This window comes from Streptomyces litmocidini (genome assembly GCF_014649755.1).
Taxonomy (GTDB): domain Bacteria; phylum Actinomycetota; class Actinomycetes; order Streptomycetales; family Streptomycetaceae; genus Streptomyces; species Streptomyces litmocidini.
Genome location: NZ_BMTQ01000028.1, coordinates 26,870 through 42,287 on the forward strand (window position 1 = coordinate 26,870; position 15,418 = coordinate 42,287).

The 15,418-nt window shown below is 73.2% G+C and carries 10 protein-coding genes and 1 pseudogene; 5 read left to right on the plus strand and 6 right to left on the minus strand.

Going from position 1 to position 15,418, the window contains the following annotated elements; genetic code table 11:
- The first annotated feature begins 156 nt into the window (after positions 1-156).
- Positions 157-1,287, plus strand: a complete 1,131-nt coding sequence (locus IE180_RS34340; RefSeq protein ID WP_190160872.1) for a DUF2637 domain-containing protein — start codon at positions 157-159, stop codon at positions 1,285-1,287.
- Positions 1,288-1,323: 36 nt separating this feature from the next.
- Here the strand turns inward: IE180_RS34340 and IE180_RS34345 are convergent, their stop codons facing one another.
- The 4 genes from IE180_RS34345 to IE180_RS34360 all read right to left on the minus strand — a co-directional run bounded on the left by IE180_RS34345 (position 1,324) and on the right by IE180_RS34360 (position 9,234).
- Positions 1,324-1,728 carry an ATP-binding protein gene (locus tag IE180_RS34345; RefSeq protein WP_190160873.1) on the minus strand — a complete coding sequence of 135 codons (405 nt, stop codon included), beginning with the start codon at positions 1,726-1,728 and terminating at the stop codon, positions 1,324-1,326.
- 93 nt (positions 1,729-1,821) lie between these two features.
- Complete coding sequence (locus IE180_RS34350) at positions 1,822-3,564, minus strand: pyruvate dehydrogenase (RefSeq protein ID WP_190160874.1); 1,743 nt, start codon at positions 3,562-3,564, stop codon at positions 1,822-1,824.
- A 27-nt stretch (positions 3,565-3,591) separates the two neighbouring features.
- Entirely contained in the window at positions 3,592-5,343 is a 1,752-nt protein-coding gene (locus tag IE180_RS34355; protein WP_190160875.1) for a protein phosphatase 2C domain-containing protein, read from the minus strand.
- 123 nt (positions 5,344-5,466) lie between these two features.
- Positions 5,467-9,234: a S8 family peptidase gene (locus IE180_RS34360; RefSeq protein WP_190160876.1), complete on the minus strand. Its 3,768-nt coding sequence runs from the start codon at positions 9,232-9,234 to the stop codon at positions 5,467-5,469.
- Between the two features lie 232 nt (positions 9,235-9,466).
- Here IE180_RS34360 and IE180_RS34365 point away from each other — a divergent pair, with 232 nt between their 5' ends.
- From IE180_RS34365 to IE180_RS34375, 3 genes are all read left to right on the plus strand, one after another.
- Positions 9,467-10,450: a helix-turn-helix transcriptional regulator gene (locus tag IE180_RS34365; RefSeq protein WP_093873459.1), complete on the plus strand. Its 984-nt coding sequence runs from the start codon at positions 9,467-9,469 to the stop codon at positions 10,448-10,450.
- Between the two features lie 66 nt (positions 10,451-10,516).
- Entirely contained in the window at positions 10,517-10,951 is a 435-nt protein-coding gene (locus IE180_RS34370) for a hypothetical protein (protein WP_190160877.1), read from the plus strand.
- Between the two features lie 84 nt (positions 10,952-11,035).
- The gene (locus tag IE180_RS34375; protein WP_190160878.1) at positions 11,036-11,518 is read left to right on the plus strand and encodes a DUF456 domain-containing protein; all 483 of its coding nucleotides are present in this window, start codon (positions 11,036-11,038) and stop codon (positions 11,516-11,518) included.
- Positions 11,519-11,533: 15 nt separating this feature from the next.
- Here IE180_RS34375 and IE180_RS34380 read toward each other — a convergent pair whose 3' ends face one another.
- A complete protein-coding gene (locus IE180_RS34380) occupies positions 11,534-12,880 on the minus strand; it encodes a DNA-3-methyladenine glycosylase 2 family protein (protein WP_229861199.1) in 1,347 nt (448 codons plus the stop codon).
- Between the two features lie 73 nt (positions 12,881-12,953).
- Positions 12,954-14,126, minus strand: a complete 1,173-nt coding sequence (rsgA, locus tag IE180_RS34385) for a ribosome small subunit-dependent GTPase A (RefSeq protein WP_190160880.1) — start codon at positions 14,124-14,126, stop codon at positions 12,954-12,956.
- Between the two features lie 566 nt (positions 14,127-14,692).
- Between rsgA and IE180_RS36965 the strand changes: the two are divergent.
- A pseudogene (locus IE180_RS36965) lies at positions 14,693-15,418 on the plus strand (IS5 family transposase); the annotation flags it as partial.

Sequence of the window (15,418 nt, forward strand, 5' to 3'; positions counted from 1 at the left end):
AACCCCCTTTTCCTGCACGGGCGTTCGACCGGATCGCACCTATTCGCATGCCCCGGGACCCCGATGGCGTGCTCTTGCCCCGAAACCCCTTGAGCACCCCACGGGGTCGGCCAGTATGGGCCGCCAAACGCCCTACTGCGATGCAAGGGACACCGCATGAGACTGACCGACATATCGCTGGACTGGCTGCTTCCGGGCGGCGTGATGGTGGCCGGAGTCCTGACGGCGGTGGCGGTGCTCGCGCGCGGGAAGCGCGCCGGTGACCAGGCCTCGGCCGACGACTCCTGGGAACGCAGCGAGGAGCGCCGCAGACGCAAGGAGGCCGTCTACGGATTCGCCTCGTACGGGCTGCTCTTCCTCTGCGCGGCCGTCGCGGCGGCGCTCTCCTTCCACGGCCTCGTCGGCTTCGGCCGGCAGAACCTGAACCTCGCCGGGGGCTGGGAGTACCTCGTCCCCTTCGGCCTCGACGGCGCCGCCATGTTCTGCTCGGTGCTCGCGGTCCGCGAGGCCAGCCACGGCGACGCGGCCCTCGGCTCGCGCCTGCTCGTCTGGCTGTTCGCGGGCGCGGCGGCCTGGTTCAACTGGGTGCACGCGCCGCGCGGCATGGGCCACGACGGTGCTCCGCACTTCTTCGCCGGCATGTCCCTCTCGGCGGCGGTCCTCTTCGACCGGGCGCTGAAGCAGACCCGGAGGGCGGCGCTCCGCGAGCAGGGCCTGGTGCCCCGCCCGCTGCCGCAGATCCGCATCGTGCGGTGGCTGAGGGCGCCCCGGGAGACCTTCGCGGCCTGGTCGCTGATGCTCCTGGAGGGCGTGCGCACCCTGGACGAGGCGGTCGACGAGGTGCGCGAGGACCGGCGGGAGAAGGAGCAGAACCGGCTCCGCCGACGCGACCAGGTCAAGCTGGACCGGGCGAGGCTCAAGGCGATCAACCGACAGCACCGCGCCTTCGGGCTCGGCCGCGGCGGTGGCCGCCAGGTCGAGATGGCGGCCCTCGGCGCTTCGTCCGGCACGGGTGCCGGTCCGGGCGCGGGTGCCGGTCCGGGCGCGGGCGGCGGTTCGGGCTCCGCGACGACGGCCGTGCAGGCGAGCGTCGCGGAGCCCGCCATAGCGGACCCCGGACAGCTGCCGCTTCGGCACCGGCCCTCCCTGCAAGCCGTGAGGGGCGATGAGCCCCGCCCCGGCGAGTCCCGGACGGTGGACCTCACCGCCGAGGACGACACCCAGGCGCTGCCCCGTCTCGACTCCCTGGAGCGCAAGCTCAAGGACCTGGAGCAGCAGTTCGGCTGAGCGGGGGAACAGGAAGGAGACCGGCGGGGCCGCCTCTCAGGCGGCCCCGCCGTCCAGTTCGAACCACACCACCTTGCCCACCCCGTTCTCCTCGACGCCCCAGGAGTCGGCCAGGGCCTGGACGAGGACGAGTCCCCGGCCGTGCGTACCGTCGTCGGCGGGCGGTGCGTGCGGCCGTTCGAGTCCGGGCACGAAGTCGCGGACCTCGACCCTCAGCTGCTCCGGAACGACCGTCGCGGTCACGACGGCCCCGTGCTCGGTGTGGACCAGGGCATTGGTCACCAGTTCGCTGGTGAGCAGTTCGGCCACGTCGGAGGCGCCCGGTCCGCCCCACTTCCGCAGCAGTTCGCGCAGGGCATGGCGTACCTCCGGCACCGCGGTGAGATCGGCGCATCCCACCTTTCTGAGCAGTTGAGTCGACTGTCGTGCCTCCCCGGCCATATCCCCCACCCACAGGTCGCGTCGAACAGGCTCACGGGGATGCATGCCCCGCCTCACCGTCCGCATTCATGAGGGGGGACTTTCCGGACACCCTCAGGGTCTGGGCACGTTGCGCAGGTTGGAGCGGGCCATCTGGAGCATCCGGCCCACGCCGCCGTCCAGGACGATCTTGCCGGCGGAGAGCGCGAAGCCGGTCACCATGTCGGCGCTGATCTTCGGCGGGATGGAGAGCGCGTTCGGGTCGGTGACGACGTCGACCAGGGCCGGCCCCTTGTGCCGGAAGGCGTCCTTGAGGGCGCCCGCGAGGTGCTTGGGCTTCTCGACCCGGACGCCGTGGGCCCCGGCGGCGCGGGCGATGGCGGCGAAGTCCGGGTTCTTGTTCGTCGTCCCGTACGAGGGGAGTCCGGCGACCAGCATCTCCAGCTCCACCATGCCCAGCGAGGAGTTGTTGAACAGGACGACCTTCACGGGCAGGTCGTACTGGACGAGGGTCAGGAAGTCGCCCATCAGCATCGAGAAGCCGCCGTCGCCGGAGAGCGAGACGACCTGGCGGTTCCGGTCCGTGAACTGGGCGCCGATCGCCTGCGGCAGGGCGTTCGCCATGGAGCCGTGGCTGAACGAGCCGATGATCCTGCGCCGCCCGTTGGGCGAGAGGTAGCGGGCCGCCCAGACGTTGCACATGCCGGTGTCGACCGTGAAGACCGCGTCGTCGTCGGCGAGGTCGTCGAGGACGGAGGCGACGTACTCGGGGTGGATCGGGACGTGCTTCTCGACCTTGCGGGTGTAGGCCTTGACGACGCCCTCCAGGGCGTCGGCGTGCTTCTTCAGCATCTTGTCGAGGAAACGCCGGTCGGTCTTCGCGCGGACCCGGGGGACCACGCAGCGCAGCGTCTCGCGGACGTCCCCCCAGACGGCCAGGTCGAGCCGGGAGCGGCGGCCGAGGTGCTCGGGCCGGACGTCCACCTGCACGATCCTGACGTCGTCGGGCAGGAAGGCGTTGTACGGGAAGTCGGTGCCGAGCAGGATCAGCAGGTCGCACTCGTGGGTGGCCTCGTAGGCCGCGCCGTATCCGAGCAGACCGCTCATGCCGACGTCGTACGGATTGTCGTACTGGATCCATTCCTTGCCGCGCAGGGCGTGGCCGACCGGCGCCTTGATCCGCTCGGCGAACTGCATCACCTCGGCGTGCGCCCCCGCCGTGCCGCTGCCGCAGAACAGCGTCACCCGGTCGGCGGCGTCGATCATCCGGACGAGCGCGTCGATCTCGGCGTCCCCGGGGCGGACGGTGGGCCGGGTGGTGACGAGCGCGGTCTCCGCCGCCCCCTCCGGGGCCGGCTGGGAGGCGATGTCGCCGGGCAGCGAGACGACGCTGACGCCGCCGCGGCCGACGGCGTGCTGGATCGCCGTGTGGAGCAGCCGGGGCATCTGCTTCGGGCTGGAGATGAGCTCGCTGTAGTGGCTGCACTCGCGGAACAGCTGGTCCGGATGGGTCTCCTGGAAGTAGGAGAGTCCGATCTCGCTGGACGGGATGTGCGAGGCGAGGGCGAGGACCGGGGCCATGGAACGGTGGGCGTCGTACAGGCCGTTGATGAGGTGGAGGTTGCCGGGCCCGCAGGAGCCCGCGCAGGCGGCGAGGCCGCCGGTGACCTGGGCCTCGGCGCCCGCCGCGAAGGCGGCGGTCTCCTCGTGCCGCACCTGGACCCAGTCGATCGCCTTGGTGCGTCGGATCGCGTCGACGACCGGGTTCAGGCTGTCGCCGACCACTCCGTACAGGCGCCGGACGCCCGCCCGGACGAGGATGTCGACGAACTGTTCCGCAACGTTCTGTTTGGCCATGGCTCCATCAACACACGGCCCGGCGGGTCACGCCTCCCAGACGGCCGCCCCCGTACGGTCGTCGGCGTAACCGGTCACCCTCAGCTGGGTGTCGGCGAGGAAGGCGGCGAGGCCGGGCGGCTCGGCGTCGGCCCAGCGGGCGGCGAGCTCGTGGGCGAGGGCCGGTTCGCCGCGCATCGGCTCGGCGAGTCCGGGCGAGGCGAGGAGCAGGGTGTCACCCGGGCGGGCCACGGACGCGCGGAAGCGGAACGGCTCGGCGGGCGGTGGCACGGGCTCCTCGACGAGCGGCGGGGCGGTGGTGATGCCGAGGTCCATGGTGAGCCGGTCCCCCTCCTCGGTCGCCTCCGGGGCGGGCGGTGGCGAGCCGAAGCCGACGACGGGGGCGCCGGTGACGGCGGCCGGTTCGGGCAGGTGCGGTTCGAGGTCCTGCCAGGAGCCGTCGCGGAGCCGGAAGAGTCCGCCGCCGCCGATGCCGAAGAAGACGCGGGTGCGGCACTCGGGGTCGGCGGGGACGAGGAGGCAGCGGAGGGCCGCGGTGTACTCGTCGGGGGCGAGGCCCCGCTCGGCTGCTCGGGCCCGCAGCTTGCCGTAGGTCCGGTCGGTGAGCCGGTGGAGGCCGGACTTGAGGTCGCCTCGGCGGCCGGACCTGATGTCCTCGGAGAGCCGGGCGTGGCTGCGGCAGACGGCCTCGGCGATCCACCGGCAGGCGTCGGCGGCGGCGAGGTGGGCGTCCTCTGCGGCGCGGGCGCCGGCGGCGACGGCGACGAGGACGAGGGCGGTCTCGTCGTGGCCGAAGCGGGCGGTGAGCAGGGCGTCCCGGCGGGGCTCGCCCCGGTAGCGGGCCGAGTCGCCGCGCACGGAGGCGGCGCGCAGGGTGCAGGTGCCGTAGCGGGCGCCGTCGAGGACGGTGTCGGCGACCAGTTCGGCGAGCGCGCCGGGGCGGGCGACGGGCAGCGCGGTGGGCTCGGCCTCGTAGGTGGGCGGCCTGCCGCCGATGAACCCGGTCCTCGGACGGGGCACGGACACGGGCACCTCGACGGTGAGGTCGGGACCGGAGCCGGGTTCCTCGGATTCCGGCCCCTGGGGCGCGGCCACCCGGCCGGTGGGGTCGGGTGCGGGCTCCTGGGGCGAGGGCACCTGGACGGTGGGCGTCCCGACGGGCGCGGCCACCGGCGGCGGGGGCGGCCCCGGAAACGTCCGCGGCCCGACGCCTCCGGGCGCCTCCCAGGGCGCCGAACCGGGCACGGGGGGCGCCTGCCGGGGAGCGGGGGGCGCGGGGGGCGCGCTCGGCACGGGAGGCGTCGGCGGTACGGGCGGCGCGGAGGCCACGGGCGGCTCAGGGGCCACGGACGGCCGCGACGGCAGGGGCGCGCCCGGCGCGGGGCCCCCGGGCGGCGCGGGCGGCGCCGGGACTGCGGGAGGCGCGGGTGAAGAGTTCGGCGCCGAAGGCGCCTGACCCGTCGGCGACTCCGGGCGCACCGGCGACTCCGGGCGCGTCGGCGGCTCCGGGCGCACCGGCGGGTCCGGAGGGCCGCTCGGCCTGGAGAGCGACGGGGGTGCCGGCGGCGGGGGCACGGGCGGTGCCGGGGGCCGACCGGGCGGCACGGGTGCCGTGGTCCGGGCCGGCGGCGTGGCCGCCGGGTCCGGCTTCGGCGCCCGGTCCGCGCGGGGCGTCGTGTCGAAGTGGTCGTCGAGCGAGTCACCCGAGACCGTCGGGGCCGTGTCCGGCGCCGACTCGTCGTAGAGCTTGTCCCACCAGTTGTCCCCCTGCTGAGTCATGCCCTTATTGTCCACCGCCGACGGCGTCCGAAAACGGGACACCAGGAAAACCGTTGCTGCAAATGGGTGGTCCGCCGGGCGACCCCACCCCCCACGGGAAGGACGCCCGGCGGACCGGCGTGATCAGCGCACGTCGTAAGCGCGGACCACGGTCTGGGTGACGGAGTTGCCGTCGGCGTCCGTCAGTTCGGTCTTCAGGGTGACCTGCTTGCCGGTCGCGCCCGCGTGGTTCACGGTCGCGGTCCAGCCGTCGCCCTGAGGGGAGACCCGCGCCTCGGTCCAGGTCGTACCGCCGTCGTAGGAGTACGAGAGCTTCGCCGAGGTGAGCGCCGCGGGAGTGTAGCCCGCGTGACCGGTCGCGGTGAGGCCGATGTGCTGGCCGTCGTTCGCGGCAAGGGTCTTGAGTCCGTCCTCCGGAAGGTCGTACCGGGGGAAGAGAATCGGGATGCCCTGAGAATAGACGCTCTCATCGAGCTTGGAGGTGAATTTCCACACCGAGTTGACGGATGTGGAGCGGGCCCACACCTTGCTGCCGATCTTCATGGTGTTCTGTTCGAGCGTGTACGTCCCGGCTTCGGCCGGTACCTCGAAGACGCCGAACGGCCAGCTGCTCTCGCCGATGAGCTCTCCGTCACGGCGGAGGCTCAGGTTCCCGATGTCGCCGAAGGAGCCGGATTCGGCGTGGTGGGTGCGGTCGCCCCACAGGGCGCCGGCGAAGCCGATGAGGTCGCCCTGCCGCTCGGCTGCGAGGACCGGCCTTCCGGTGGCGTCGCGCGGCGCGGTGGGCGCGATGACGCCGTCGTACCACTTCTCGGTGCGCCGCTCGCCGGGCGTGTACGCGTGGCGGGCGCCCATCATGATCTCGCCGAACGGGAAGCTGCTGTTGACCATCTGCAGCCAGGCGGTGTCACCGGTGGAGTAGTACTCCGTGCGCGTGCCGGGCGCGGGGACGGTCTCCAGGGAGCCGAAGGAGACGCCGACGCCGTTCGGCCGGTAGGCGGCCGGGAATTCCGTGAAGTCGGTGGTGACGCCGGTCGAGCCGTAGGTGGAGTCGGTGCGGCCCAGCCGGGCGTCGTGGACCCGGTACTCCTCGTCGTCGCGGATCGCGCCGGTCCCGGGAAAGGCGAGGTTGTAGAGGTAGGGGCTCTTCGCGGTGGCCTTCCAGTGGAGGGTGACCTCGCCCGCCGCCAGCTCGCCGAGGAGTGCGGTCGCCTCCGGGGACGGGACGGAGAGGACGGGGAGCCCGAGGCCGGTGAAGCCTCCGGCGGGGTACCAGCGGCCGGGGGCCCGGTGGTACGTGATGACGGCGACGGCTCCGGCGGCCTTGGCGTTGCGGGCGGGGGCGCCCGCGCCGGTGGAGTCGTCCGGGAGCCGGACGAGGGCGACGCGGCCCTGGACCCCGGCGGCCCGGAGTTCGTCCGGCGTGCCCGTTCCGGCGTCGACGAGGCGGGCGGAGCCGGTGCCGTCGAGGTTGTCGGAGCCGGTGGAGGCGGTGAGGGGGTGGAGGGTCAGGCCGTCGCTCGTGCGCAGTGAGGTGATCTGCGGGGCGGCGGCCCGCCAGTAGCTTCCGAACTCGAAGTCGCCCTCCGTGGGCGCCCCTTCGACCGAGGCGTAGTAGCCGCGGATGGTGCGCGGTCCCGCGGCGGTCCCGGCGTGCAGCCAGAAGTCGTCCCAGGAGCGGGCGAACGCGAGGGTGGCACCGCGGAGTTCGGAGGCCCGGTCGGTCCTCACCGACAGCTTGTGGGCCTTGCGGGCGTCGAGGACGACCGTGGTGTCCTTCTTCAGCTCCACCTGCGGGCGGCCGAGGTAGCTGAGCGAGTCGTTCAGCGTGGCGCCGTCTCCCGCGTCGGGCGTGGTGACGAAGGAGGAGAGGAAGTAGCTGCCGGGACGCAGGCGGTAGACCTGGTCGGCGGCCCCGTCGTTGAAGCGGCGCTCGCCGGTGGCGTCGTCGGTGCCGATGACGTCGAGGGAGGAGGCGCCGGAGGCGGGCTCGCCCTGACGGTCGATCAGCTTGACGCGCAGGGTGACGGTCTCGGGCTCCACGTACAGCGAGAACGGGGTGGAGACGTGGACGCCGCCCTCGCCGGTGGCGACGACGCGGCCGGTGACGTCGCCGTACTGGGCGCGCTCCAGGCGGGCGTCGGGGTCGAGGGCGAGCGGGACCTCGACGGTGGCGCCGGCCGGGACGGTGACGGTCCGCTCGCCGAGGCGGGCGACGGGCGACCGGACGGCGGAGCCGTCGTTGCCGGTGACCTTCTCGACGGCCAGGTCGAGGGTGACGGGCGCGCCGGAGGTGTTGGTGTACGGCACGGAGACCGTGGTGCGGTCGCTCCTGTCCTGCGGCCAGGAGAAGGTGCCGCCCTGGACGGCGGGGGCGCCGAGGACGGTCTGGTCGATGGCGGCCTTGACGTCGAGGCGGCCGCCGCCGACCTCGCGGACGTCGCCGGGGACCCCGCTGTCGGCGGAGGCGACGAGCGCGGACTTGATCTGCCGGGCGGTCCAGTCGGGGTGGCGCTGCTTGACGATGGCGGCGGCGCCCGCGACGTGCGGGGTGGCCATCGACGTGCCGGACATGGACCGGTAGGCGTGGACGCCCCGGCCTCCGGCCGCGGCCGCGGAGATGCCGACGCCGGGCGCGGCGATCTCCGGCTTGAGGGTGTGGTGGACGGTCGTCGGGCCGCGGCTGGAGAACCAGGCGGTGGAGTCGTCGCGGTCGGTGGCGCCGACGGTGAGCACACCGGGCGCGCAGCCGGGCGAGGAGACGGTGTTGTGCGCCGGGCCGGAGTTGCCGGCGGCGACGACGAACAACGTGCCCTCGTTCCGGGCGAGTTCCTCGGCGGCGACGCTCATCGGGTCGGTGCAGTCGGTGGGTACGGGGCTGCCGAGGCTCATGGAGACGACGTCGGCGCCCTGAGCGACGGCCCATTCCATGCCCGCGATGATCCAGGAGGCGGCACCGGAGCCGGAGTCGTCGAGGACCTTGCCGTTGAGGAGGTCCGCGCCGGGGGCGACGCCCTTCTTCTTCCCGCCGCTCGCGGCGCCGGAGCCGCCGACGGTGGAAAGGGTGTGGGTGCCGTGGCCCTGGCGGTCGCCGGTGGTGTCGGAGTCGGTGAAGTTCTCCGAGGCGACGATGCGGCCCTCGAGGTCGGGGTGTTCGGCGTCGGCGCCGCTGTCGAGGACGGCGACCCTGGTTCCCTTGCCGTCGTAGCCGGCGGCCCAGGCCTCGGGGGCGTGGACCTGCCGGGTCGACCGTTCCAGGGTGGCTTCGACCTTGCGGTCGAGCCAGAGCTTCTTCAGGCCGGAGGAGGAGCGGGCGGCGGGGGTGGCGATGTCGGCCCAGAAGGTGGCGGCCTGCTTCTTCTCCGCCTTGAGCGCGACGCCGTCGACGGCCTTGAGGACCTGGCCGCGCCTGGCGCCGCGGGGGGCGGCGGGGACGGAACGGGCGAGGTCGGATCCGTAGACGGCGATGAGGGGCAGCGTGGTGGTGGCGGAGTCGTCGTAGCCCTGGCGGATCAGGCCGGTGACGTTGAAGAGTTCCTCGTCGACGCGTCCGGCGGCGAGCGCGGCGGTGGCGTCCTCGGGGTAGACGTACAGGTCCGGGCCGGAGCGGCGGGTCTGGACGAGGGGGACGGTTCCGTCCTCCCGGGGCAGGGCCGTGGCCGCCGGGTTCCCTTCGGCGTCCCGGGTGACCAGGACGCGGTCGCCGGTGAGCAGGGTCACCGTGGCGCTCTTCGCTCCGTGGCCGGCGCGGGCCGAGGCCTCGCTGCCGACCAGCGGTCGCTTGCCGGTCGTGTCGTCCTGCGGCTCATCGGCCGCGGACGGCGCGACCGCGGTGACGGCCAGGGCGACGGCGGTCGCCGCCCCCAGGGCCGTACGCGAAATCGGGCGCATCGCTCTCCCCATCTGAATCCGGAAAAAGGGCACGAGGCACCCCTCGCCGGAGGCTGTTGGTGCTGCGGTGGCGCCACATTGGCAGAGGTGAGGGCGGTACAGGGATGATGGGAGAGGCGGGAATACGCCGTGGCCGTTTCCCGCCAGGTCACCAACGGAACGAATGCCTCCGGTGAACGTCCCCGGAAGATCCGGGACGCCCGCGGGAGGCACGGCGAGGGGTGGGGCATCCATGCTGGGAGCGATAGGGCTCGACGAACGCCAGGAATCCGCGTACCGCGCCCTGGTCGCGCTGGGCGCGGCCGAGGTCACCGATCTCGCGCACCGGCTCGCCCTGCCCGAGCAGGACACCGAGCGGGCGCTGCGCCGCCTGGAGTCGCAGGGGCTCGCCGCCCAGTCCTCGGCGCGCACCGGCCGGTGGGTCGCGGCGCCGCCCGGGGTCGCGCTCGGCGCGCTGCTGACCCAGCAGCGGCACGAGCTGGAGCAGGCCGAGCTGGCGGCCAAGCTGCTCGCCGAGGAGTACCGGGCGGAGGCCGCGGAGGCGGCCGTGCACGACCTGGTGGAGGTGGTGGTCGGCGCGAGCGCGGTGACCCACCGCTTCCTCCAGCTCCAGCTGGGCGCCCAGGAGGAGGTCTGCGCCCTGGTGACGGGCAAGCCGATCGCCGTCTCCGGCCTGGAAAACCACGCCGAGGAGCAGGCGGCCGGGCGCGGGGTCCGCTACCGGGTGGTGATCGAGCGCGAGGTGCTCACCCTCCCGTCGGGGCTGCTCGAACTCTCCGCGGCGCTGGGCCGCGAGGAGCGGATCCGGGTCGCCGACCGGGTCCCCACGAAGCTGGTCGTCGCCGACCGGTCCCTGGCCATGGTCCCGCTGACCGGCCGGGGCGCCGAGCCGGCGGCGATCGTCGTGCACGCGAGCGGGCTGCTCGAATCGCTGATGGGCCTCTTCGAGTCGGTGTGGCGGGAGGCTCTGCCGCTGCGGCTCGGGGCGGGCGCGCAGATCACCGAGGACGAGGCGCCGGGCCCGGACGCGATGGACCTGGAGATCCTGTCGCTGCTGCTGGCCGGGATGACGGACGCGAGCGTGGCCAAGCAGCTGGACCTGGGGCTGCGGACCGTGCAGCGGCGGGTGAAGGGGCTGATGGAGCTGACCGGGGTGACGACCCGGCTGCAGCTGGGCTGGCACGCGTACGAGAAGGGCTGGGTCGCCCGCGGCTGACGCGGGGGCGCATGGGAAGGTGAGCGGCTGATTCCGCTCGCCTCTACCTCCAGGAGCCCCGCCCCCATGAACGGACGACGCCGTCGCGCCCTGCTGGCCACCGTGACCCCGATGCTGGAGCCCGGGGAGCGGGTGGAGGTGACGTGCGTCGTCGGCCTGAGCACGGTCTCCGTACGCCGCACCGCCGCGTTCGGCGTGGCCTCGGCCGTCCTCAGCGGCGGCGCGATGACGGTGGTGCCGACGCCGGTCCCGATGTACCTGGCGATGACCGACCGCCGGTTCTTCGTCTTCCGGGCGGATCCGGTGTTCGCCAAGCCGGTCGAACACACCATGACGATCGCGCGCGACGGCCTGTTCCGCTCGGCGGTCAAGGAGCGGATCCTGAACTCCTCCTTCGTCCTCTCCTCGCCGAACAGCGAGAACGTCCTGAAGCTGATCTTCCCGCTGATCAGCCGCAAGGAGCGGAACCTGGTGGCCGCCGCCCTGCCCCTGGCGCCCTGACCCCGGCGGTCCGCCCCTCCCGCCGCGTACCCCGTCCGCCCCGCGCGACCTGCGGAGGCCCCGGTCGTCGTGCACGCTGGCAGCGTGGGTGTGTGGCAGCTCCTGATGATCGGGACGGTGATGCTGCTCGGCCTGTTCGGGGTGCTCGCGCCCGGCGTGCCGGGAACGTGGCTGGTGTGGGCGGCGATGCTCTGGTGGGCGCTGCACGAACGCACGGACCTGGCCTGGATCCTGCTGGCCTCCTCGACCGGCCTGCTGCTCCTCACCCAGGTGATCGTCTGGCAGCTGCCGCCGCGCCGCCTCAGGGGCGTCGGCATCACCCGGCGCATGGTGACGTACGCGGGGGTGGGCGCCGCCCTGGGCTTCGTCCTGATCCCGGTGGTCGGCGCGGTCCCCGGCTTCGTCGGCGGGATCTACCTCTCGGAGCGGCTCCGCCTCGGCGGTCACGGCCAGGCCAGGGCGGCGACCCGGACGGTGATGCGGGCGGCCGGCACGAGCGTGCTCGTCGAGCTCTTCGCCTGCCTCCTCGTCGTGGGCGCCTGGGCGGCCGCGGTGTTCCTGGGTTAGGGGGCGTCCTGCCGATCAGGCCGGGCTCGCGCCCAGGTAGCGCGCCGCGTAGGAGCGCCAGGGGCGCCACTCCTCCGCCTCCGGGGCGTCCGTCGGGGGCACGTCGGGGTCGCCGAGGGCCCGCATCCGGATCAGCGCGGCGGCCTCGGCCGTCACACCGGGGACGGTGAGCAGGGCGCGCTCAGCCTCGTCGCGGTCGGCGCCGGGGTCGAGGCGTACGGCTCCGTCGACGAGGGCACGGGCCAGCGGCCCCGCGACGGGGTGCTCCGTCAGGACGGCGGGTTCCGGGAAGACGTGGGTGAGGGTTCCGCAGGCGGTGGCCAGCGGGGTGCCGTGGAGCTCGACGAGCCGGGCCGACTCCTCGGCGCCGAGGACCGTCCGCAGCGCGAACTCCTCGGGCTCGGCCGTGCCCGGGGAGCGCACGCCCGGCCGGGCCGCCACCTCGGCGGCGAGCGCGGGCGCCGCCCCGAGGCGCTCGGCGACCGCGTACGGGTCGGCGTCCAGGTCGAAGAGGCGGCGCAGCCGGTGCACGGCGGTGGTCAGGTCGCGCAGCTCGGCCAGATGGATCCGGGCCTCCAGCCAGCGCCCGCCGGAGCGCTCGTCGACGGAGACGACGCCGGTGCCGTACGGGAGGCGGAGCGTGCGCCGGTAGGTGCGGGCACCGGGCGCGCCGACGACCTCCTCCACCCGGGGCACGGCCTCGGCGGCGAGCAGGTCGAAGACCTCGCCGGCCGCGTACGGCCCCCGGTGGGCGAGCCGCAGCGGCACTCCCGCGGCGAGCGCGGTACGGGCTCCCGCGCCCCTGCCCGCCTCGGCGCGCAGGGCGGTGGGGGTGCGGGCGTAGACGGCGCGGATCGTCTCGTTGAACTGGCGGACGCTGGCGAATCCGGCCGCGAAGGCGATCTCGGTGACGGGCAGCCCCGTGGTCTGGAGCAGCAGCCGCGCGGTGTGGGCCCGCTGGGCGCGGGCCAGCGCGACCGGTCCGGCGCCCAGCTCGGCGGTGAGCTGGCGCTGCACCTGTCGGGCGCTGTAGCCGAGCCGGCCGGCGAGGCCGGGCACGCCCTCGCGGTCGACGACCCCGTCGCCGATCATCCGCACGGCGCGCCCGACGACGTCGGCCCGGACGTTCCACTCGGCGGAGCCGGGCACGGCGTCCGGCCGGCAGCGGCGGCAGGCGCGGAAGCCGTGGCCCTGGGCGGCGGCGGCCGTGGGGTAGAAGGAGACGTTCTGCCGCTTGGGGGTGACGGCGGGGCAGCTGGGACGGCAGTAGATGCCGGTGGTCCGGACGGCGAAGAAGAACTCTCCGTCGAACCGCGCATCCCTGCTGCTGACCGCCTCGTAGCGGGTGTCGTCGTCCCTCATGGCTCCCAGTGTGCGGGAGCCACCACCGCCCGGCTCGCGGTTTTCGGACATCGCGATCGGCTCGGTCCGGGGGCTACCGGCCCCTGCCGCCGCCACGCTTGAGCTCCATGGCCTTCTGCCCCTCCCTGCCCATGCGCTTCCACTCCCTGAGGATCTCGGAGCGCACCCGGGCGTCGGTCTTGGCCACGATCCGCCGGTTCTCGCGGATCAGCTTGCGGTAGCTCTCCAGACGGCGCACGGGCAGCGAACCGTCCTCGATCGCCGCCGCCACCGCGCAGCCCGGCTCGGACTCGTGGGCGCAGTCGTGGAAGCGGCAGTCCCCGGCCAGCTCCTCGATCTCGGAGAAGACCTGCCCGACCCCGGCCTCGGCGTCCCAGAGTCCGACGCCTCGCAGTCCGGGGGTGTCGATGAGGACCCCTCCGCCGGGCAGGACGAAGAGGTTGCGGGTGGTCGTGGTGTGCCGGCCCTTGCCGTCGACGTCACGGGCGGCCCGGACGTCCATCACGTCCTCGCCGACCAGGGCGTTGGCGAGGGTCGACTTGCCGGCGCCGGAGACGCCGAGCAGCACGGTCGTGCCGCCCGCGATCGTCGCGGCGAGCACGTCGAGCCCCTCTCCGGTGGTGGAGCTGAGCGGCAGCACCTGCACGCCGGGCGCGACCGTCTCCACGTCCTCGACGAGGTGGGAGAGCCCGACCGGGTCGGGCACGAGGTCGGCCTTGCTGAGGACGACGGTCGGCTGGGCGCCGGACTCCCAGGAGTCCGCCGACGTACGCAGCAGTGCCTCACCGCTCGAACTGGACATCGCGAGCGCGAGGAACCGTTCGATCCGCCCGAGGTCGAGTTCGACCGCGAGCGACACACAGATGACGATGTGATCGATGTTAGTGGCCAGCACCTGGCCCTCGGACCGCTTGGACGACGTCGACCGCACGAAAGCGGTCCGCCGAGGCAGGATCGTCCGCGCGTACCGCGGGTCACTGCCTTCGGGGTCGACGGCGACCCAGTCCCCCGTGCACACGACCTTCATCGGGTCATGAGGAACGACGAACGCGGTGTCGGCACGGACGACGCCGTCAGGGGTGGCCACATCGCACTGACCGCGATCGACCCGGACGACCCGGCCCGGGACCAGGCCCTGGGCGGCGTACGGGGCGAACTCAGCCTCCCAGCCCTCGTCCCAGCCGTAGACGGCGAGCGGGTGCTGAACAGCGGAAGAGGAAAACGGGTGAAGCGGAGCGTTGAACAAGGGGGACCCTTCGAAGGGTGGCCCCGGCGGCGCGCTCCGAGCGCGCGGATCGAATGGGTGTCAGCCGGAGACCACAGGGGCGGGAACGATGAACTCCTGAATGCGGGCAGAGCCCGTCACCGTGACAGTCATCAATGTCCTCACCTCCTGCTTCTTCTCAACGAACCAACACCGACTCCCCGTTCGGGAGCAGATGAACAACACCATAGCCCTACCTCAGAGCGCGACACCACCGATTAAAATCGAAAGGACTGCTCAGACAGCTCGTCGGCGACGGCACCGTCCGCACCCTCCCGGCGCATACCGGCGGCGCAGCACCGTACGGTTCATGCAGCTGAGGCTGGTCTGGCAGCGAAACCGCCACTTCTCAGGGACTTTGGAGTTGGGGTAACGGTTGGCGACAAAACTGACGCGGGACAATAGCTGCTCAGGACGGCCCCAAAGAGACCCGTCCTGAGCAACCACCCTCCCACTACACCCCAGCATCGTCCCAGTTCAGACACCAAATTCCGGCTGGAGTACTAGGCGGTGTCTTCAAATGATCATCGCTGGTGGATCATGGTGGCGTGATACGTCGCCATGAACTGTCCGATGCCGAGTGGGAGTTCGTCCGGCCGTTGCTGCCCGCGTCGTTGCGGGGGCGGAAGCGGCTGGACGACCGCCGGGCCCTGAACGGGATCGTGTGGAAGTTCCGCACCGGTGTCGCCTGGCGGGATGTGCCCGAGCGCCATGGTCCGTGGGCCACGCTCCACACGCGTTTCCGCAGGTGGGCCATGGACGGAACGTTCGACCGGATGCTGCGGGCCGCGCAGGCGAAGGCAGACGCGGCGGGCGACATCGAGTGGCTGGTCTCGGTCGACTCCACCGTCGTGCGGGCTCACCAGCATGCGGCCGGAGCCCGAAAAGGGGGCTCCGCGACCCGGCCCTCGGCCGGTCCAGAGGCGGTCTGACCAGCAAGATCCACCTGGCATGCGACGGCCGGGGCCGTCCCCTCGGCTTCGTCGTCACCGGCGGCAACACCAACGACTGCACCCGGTTCACCACCGTCATGGAAGCCATCAAGGTGCCCCGGATCGGACCGGGACGACCCCGTACCCGGCCCGACCACGTCCTGGGCGACAAGGGCTACAGCTCGAAAGCGATCCGCTCCTGGCTCCGCCGCCGCGGCATCCCGCACACGATTCCCGAGCGGGCCGACCAGGTCCGCAACCGGGCCCGGCGGGGCAGCCACGGAGGCCGCCCGCCGGCCTTCGACCGCGAGGTCTACAAACACCGCAACGTCGTGGAACGGT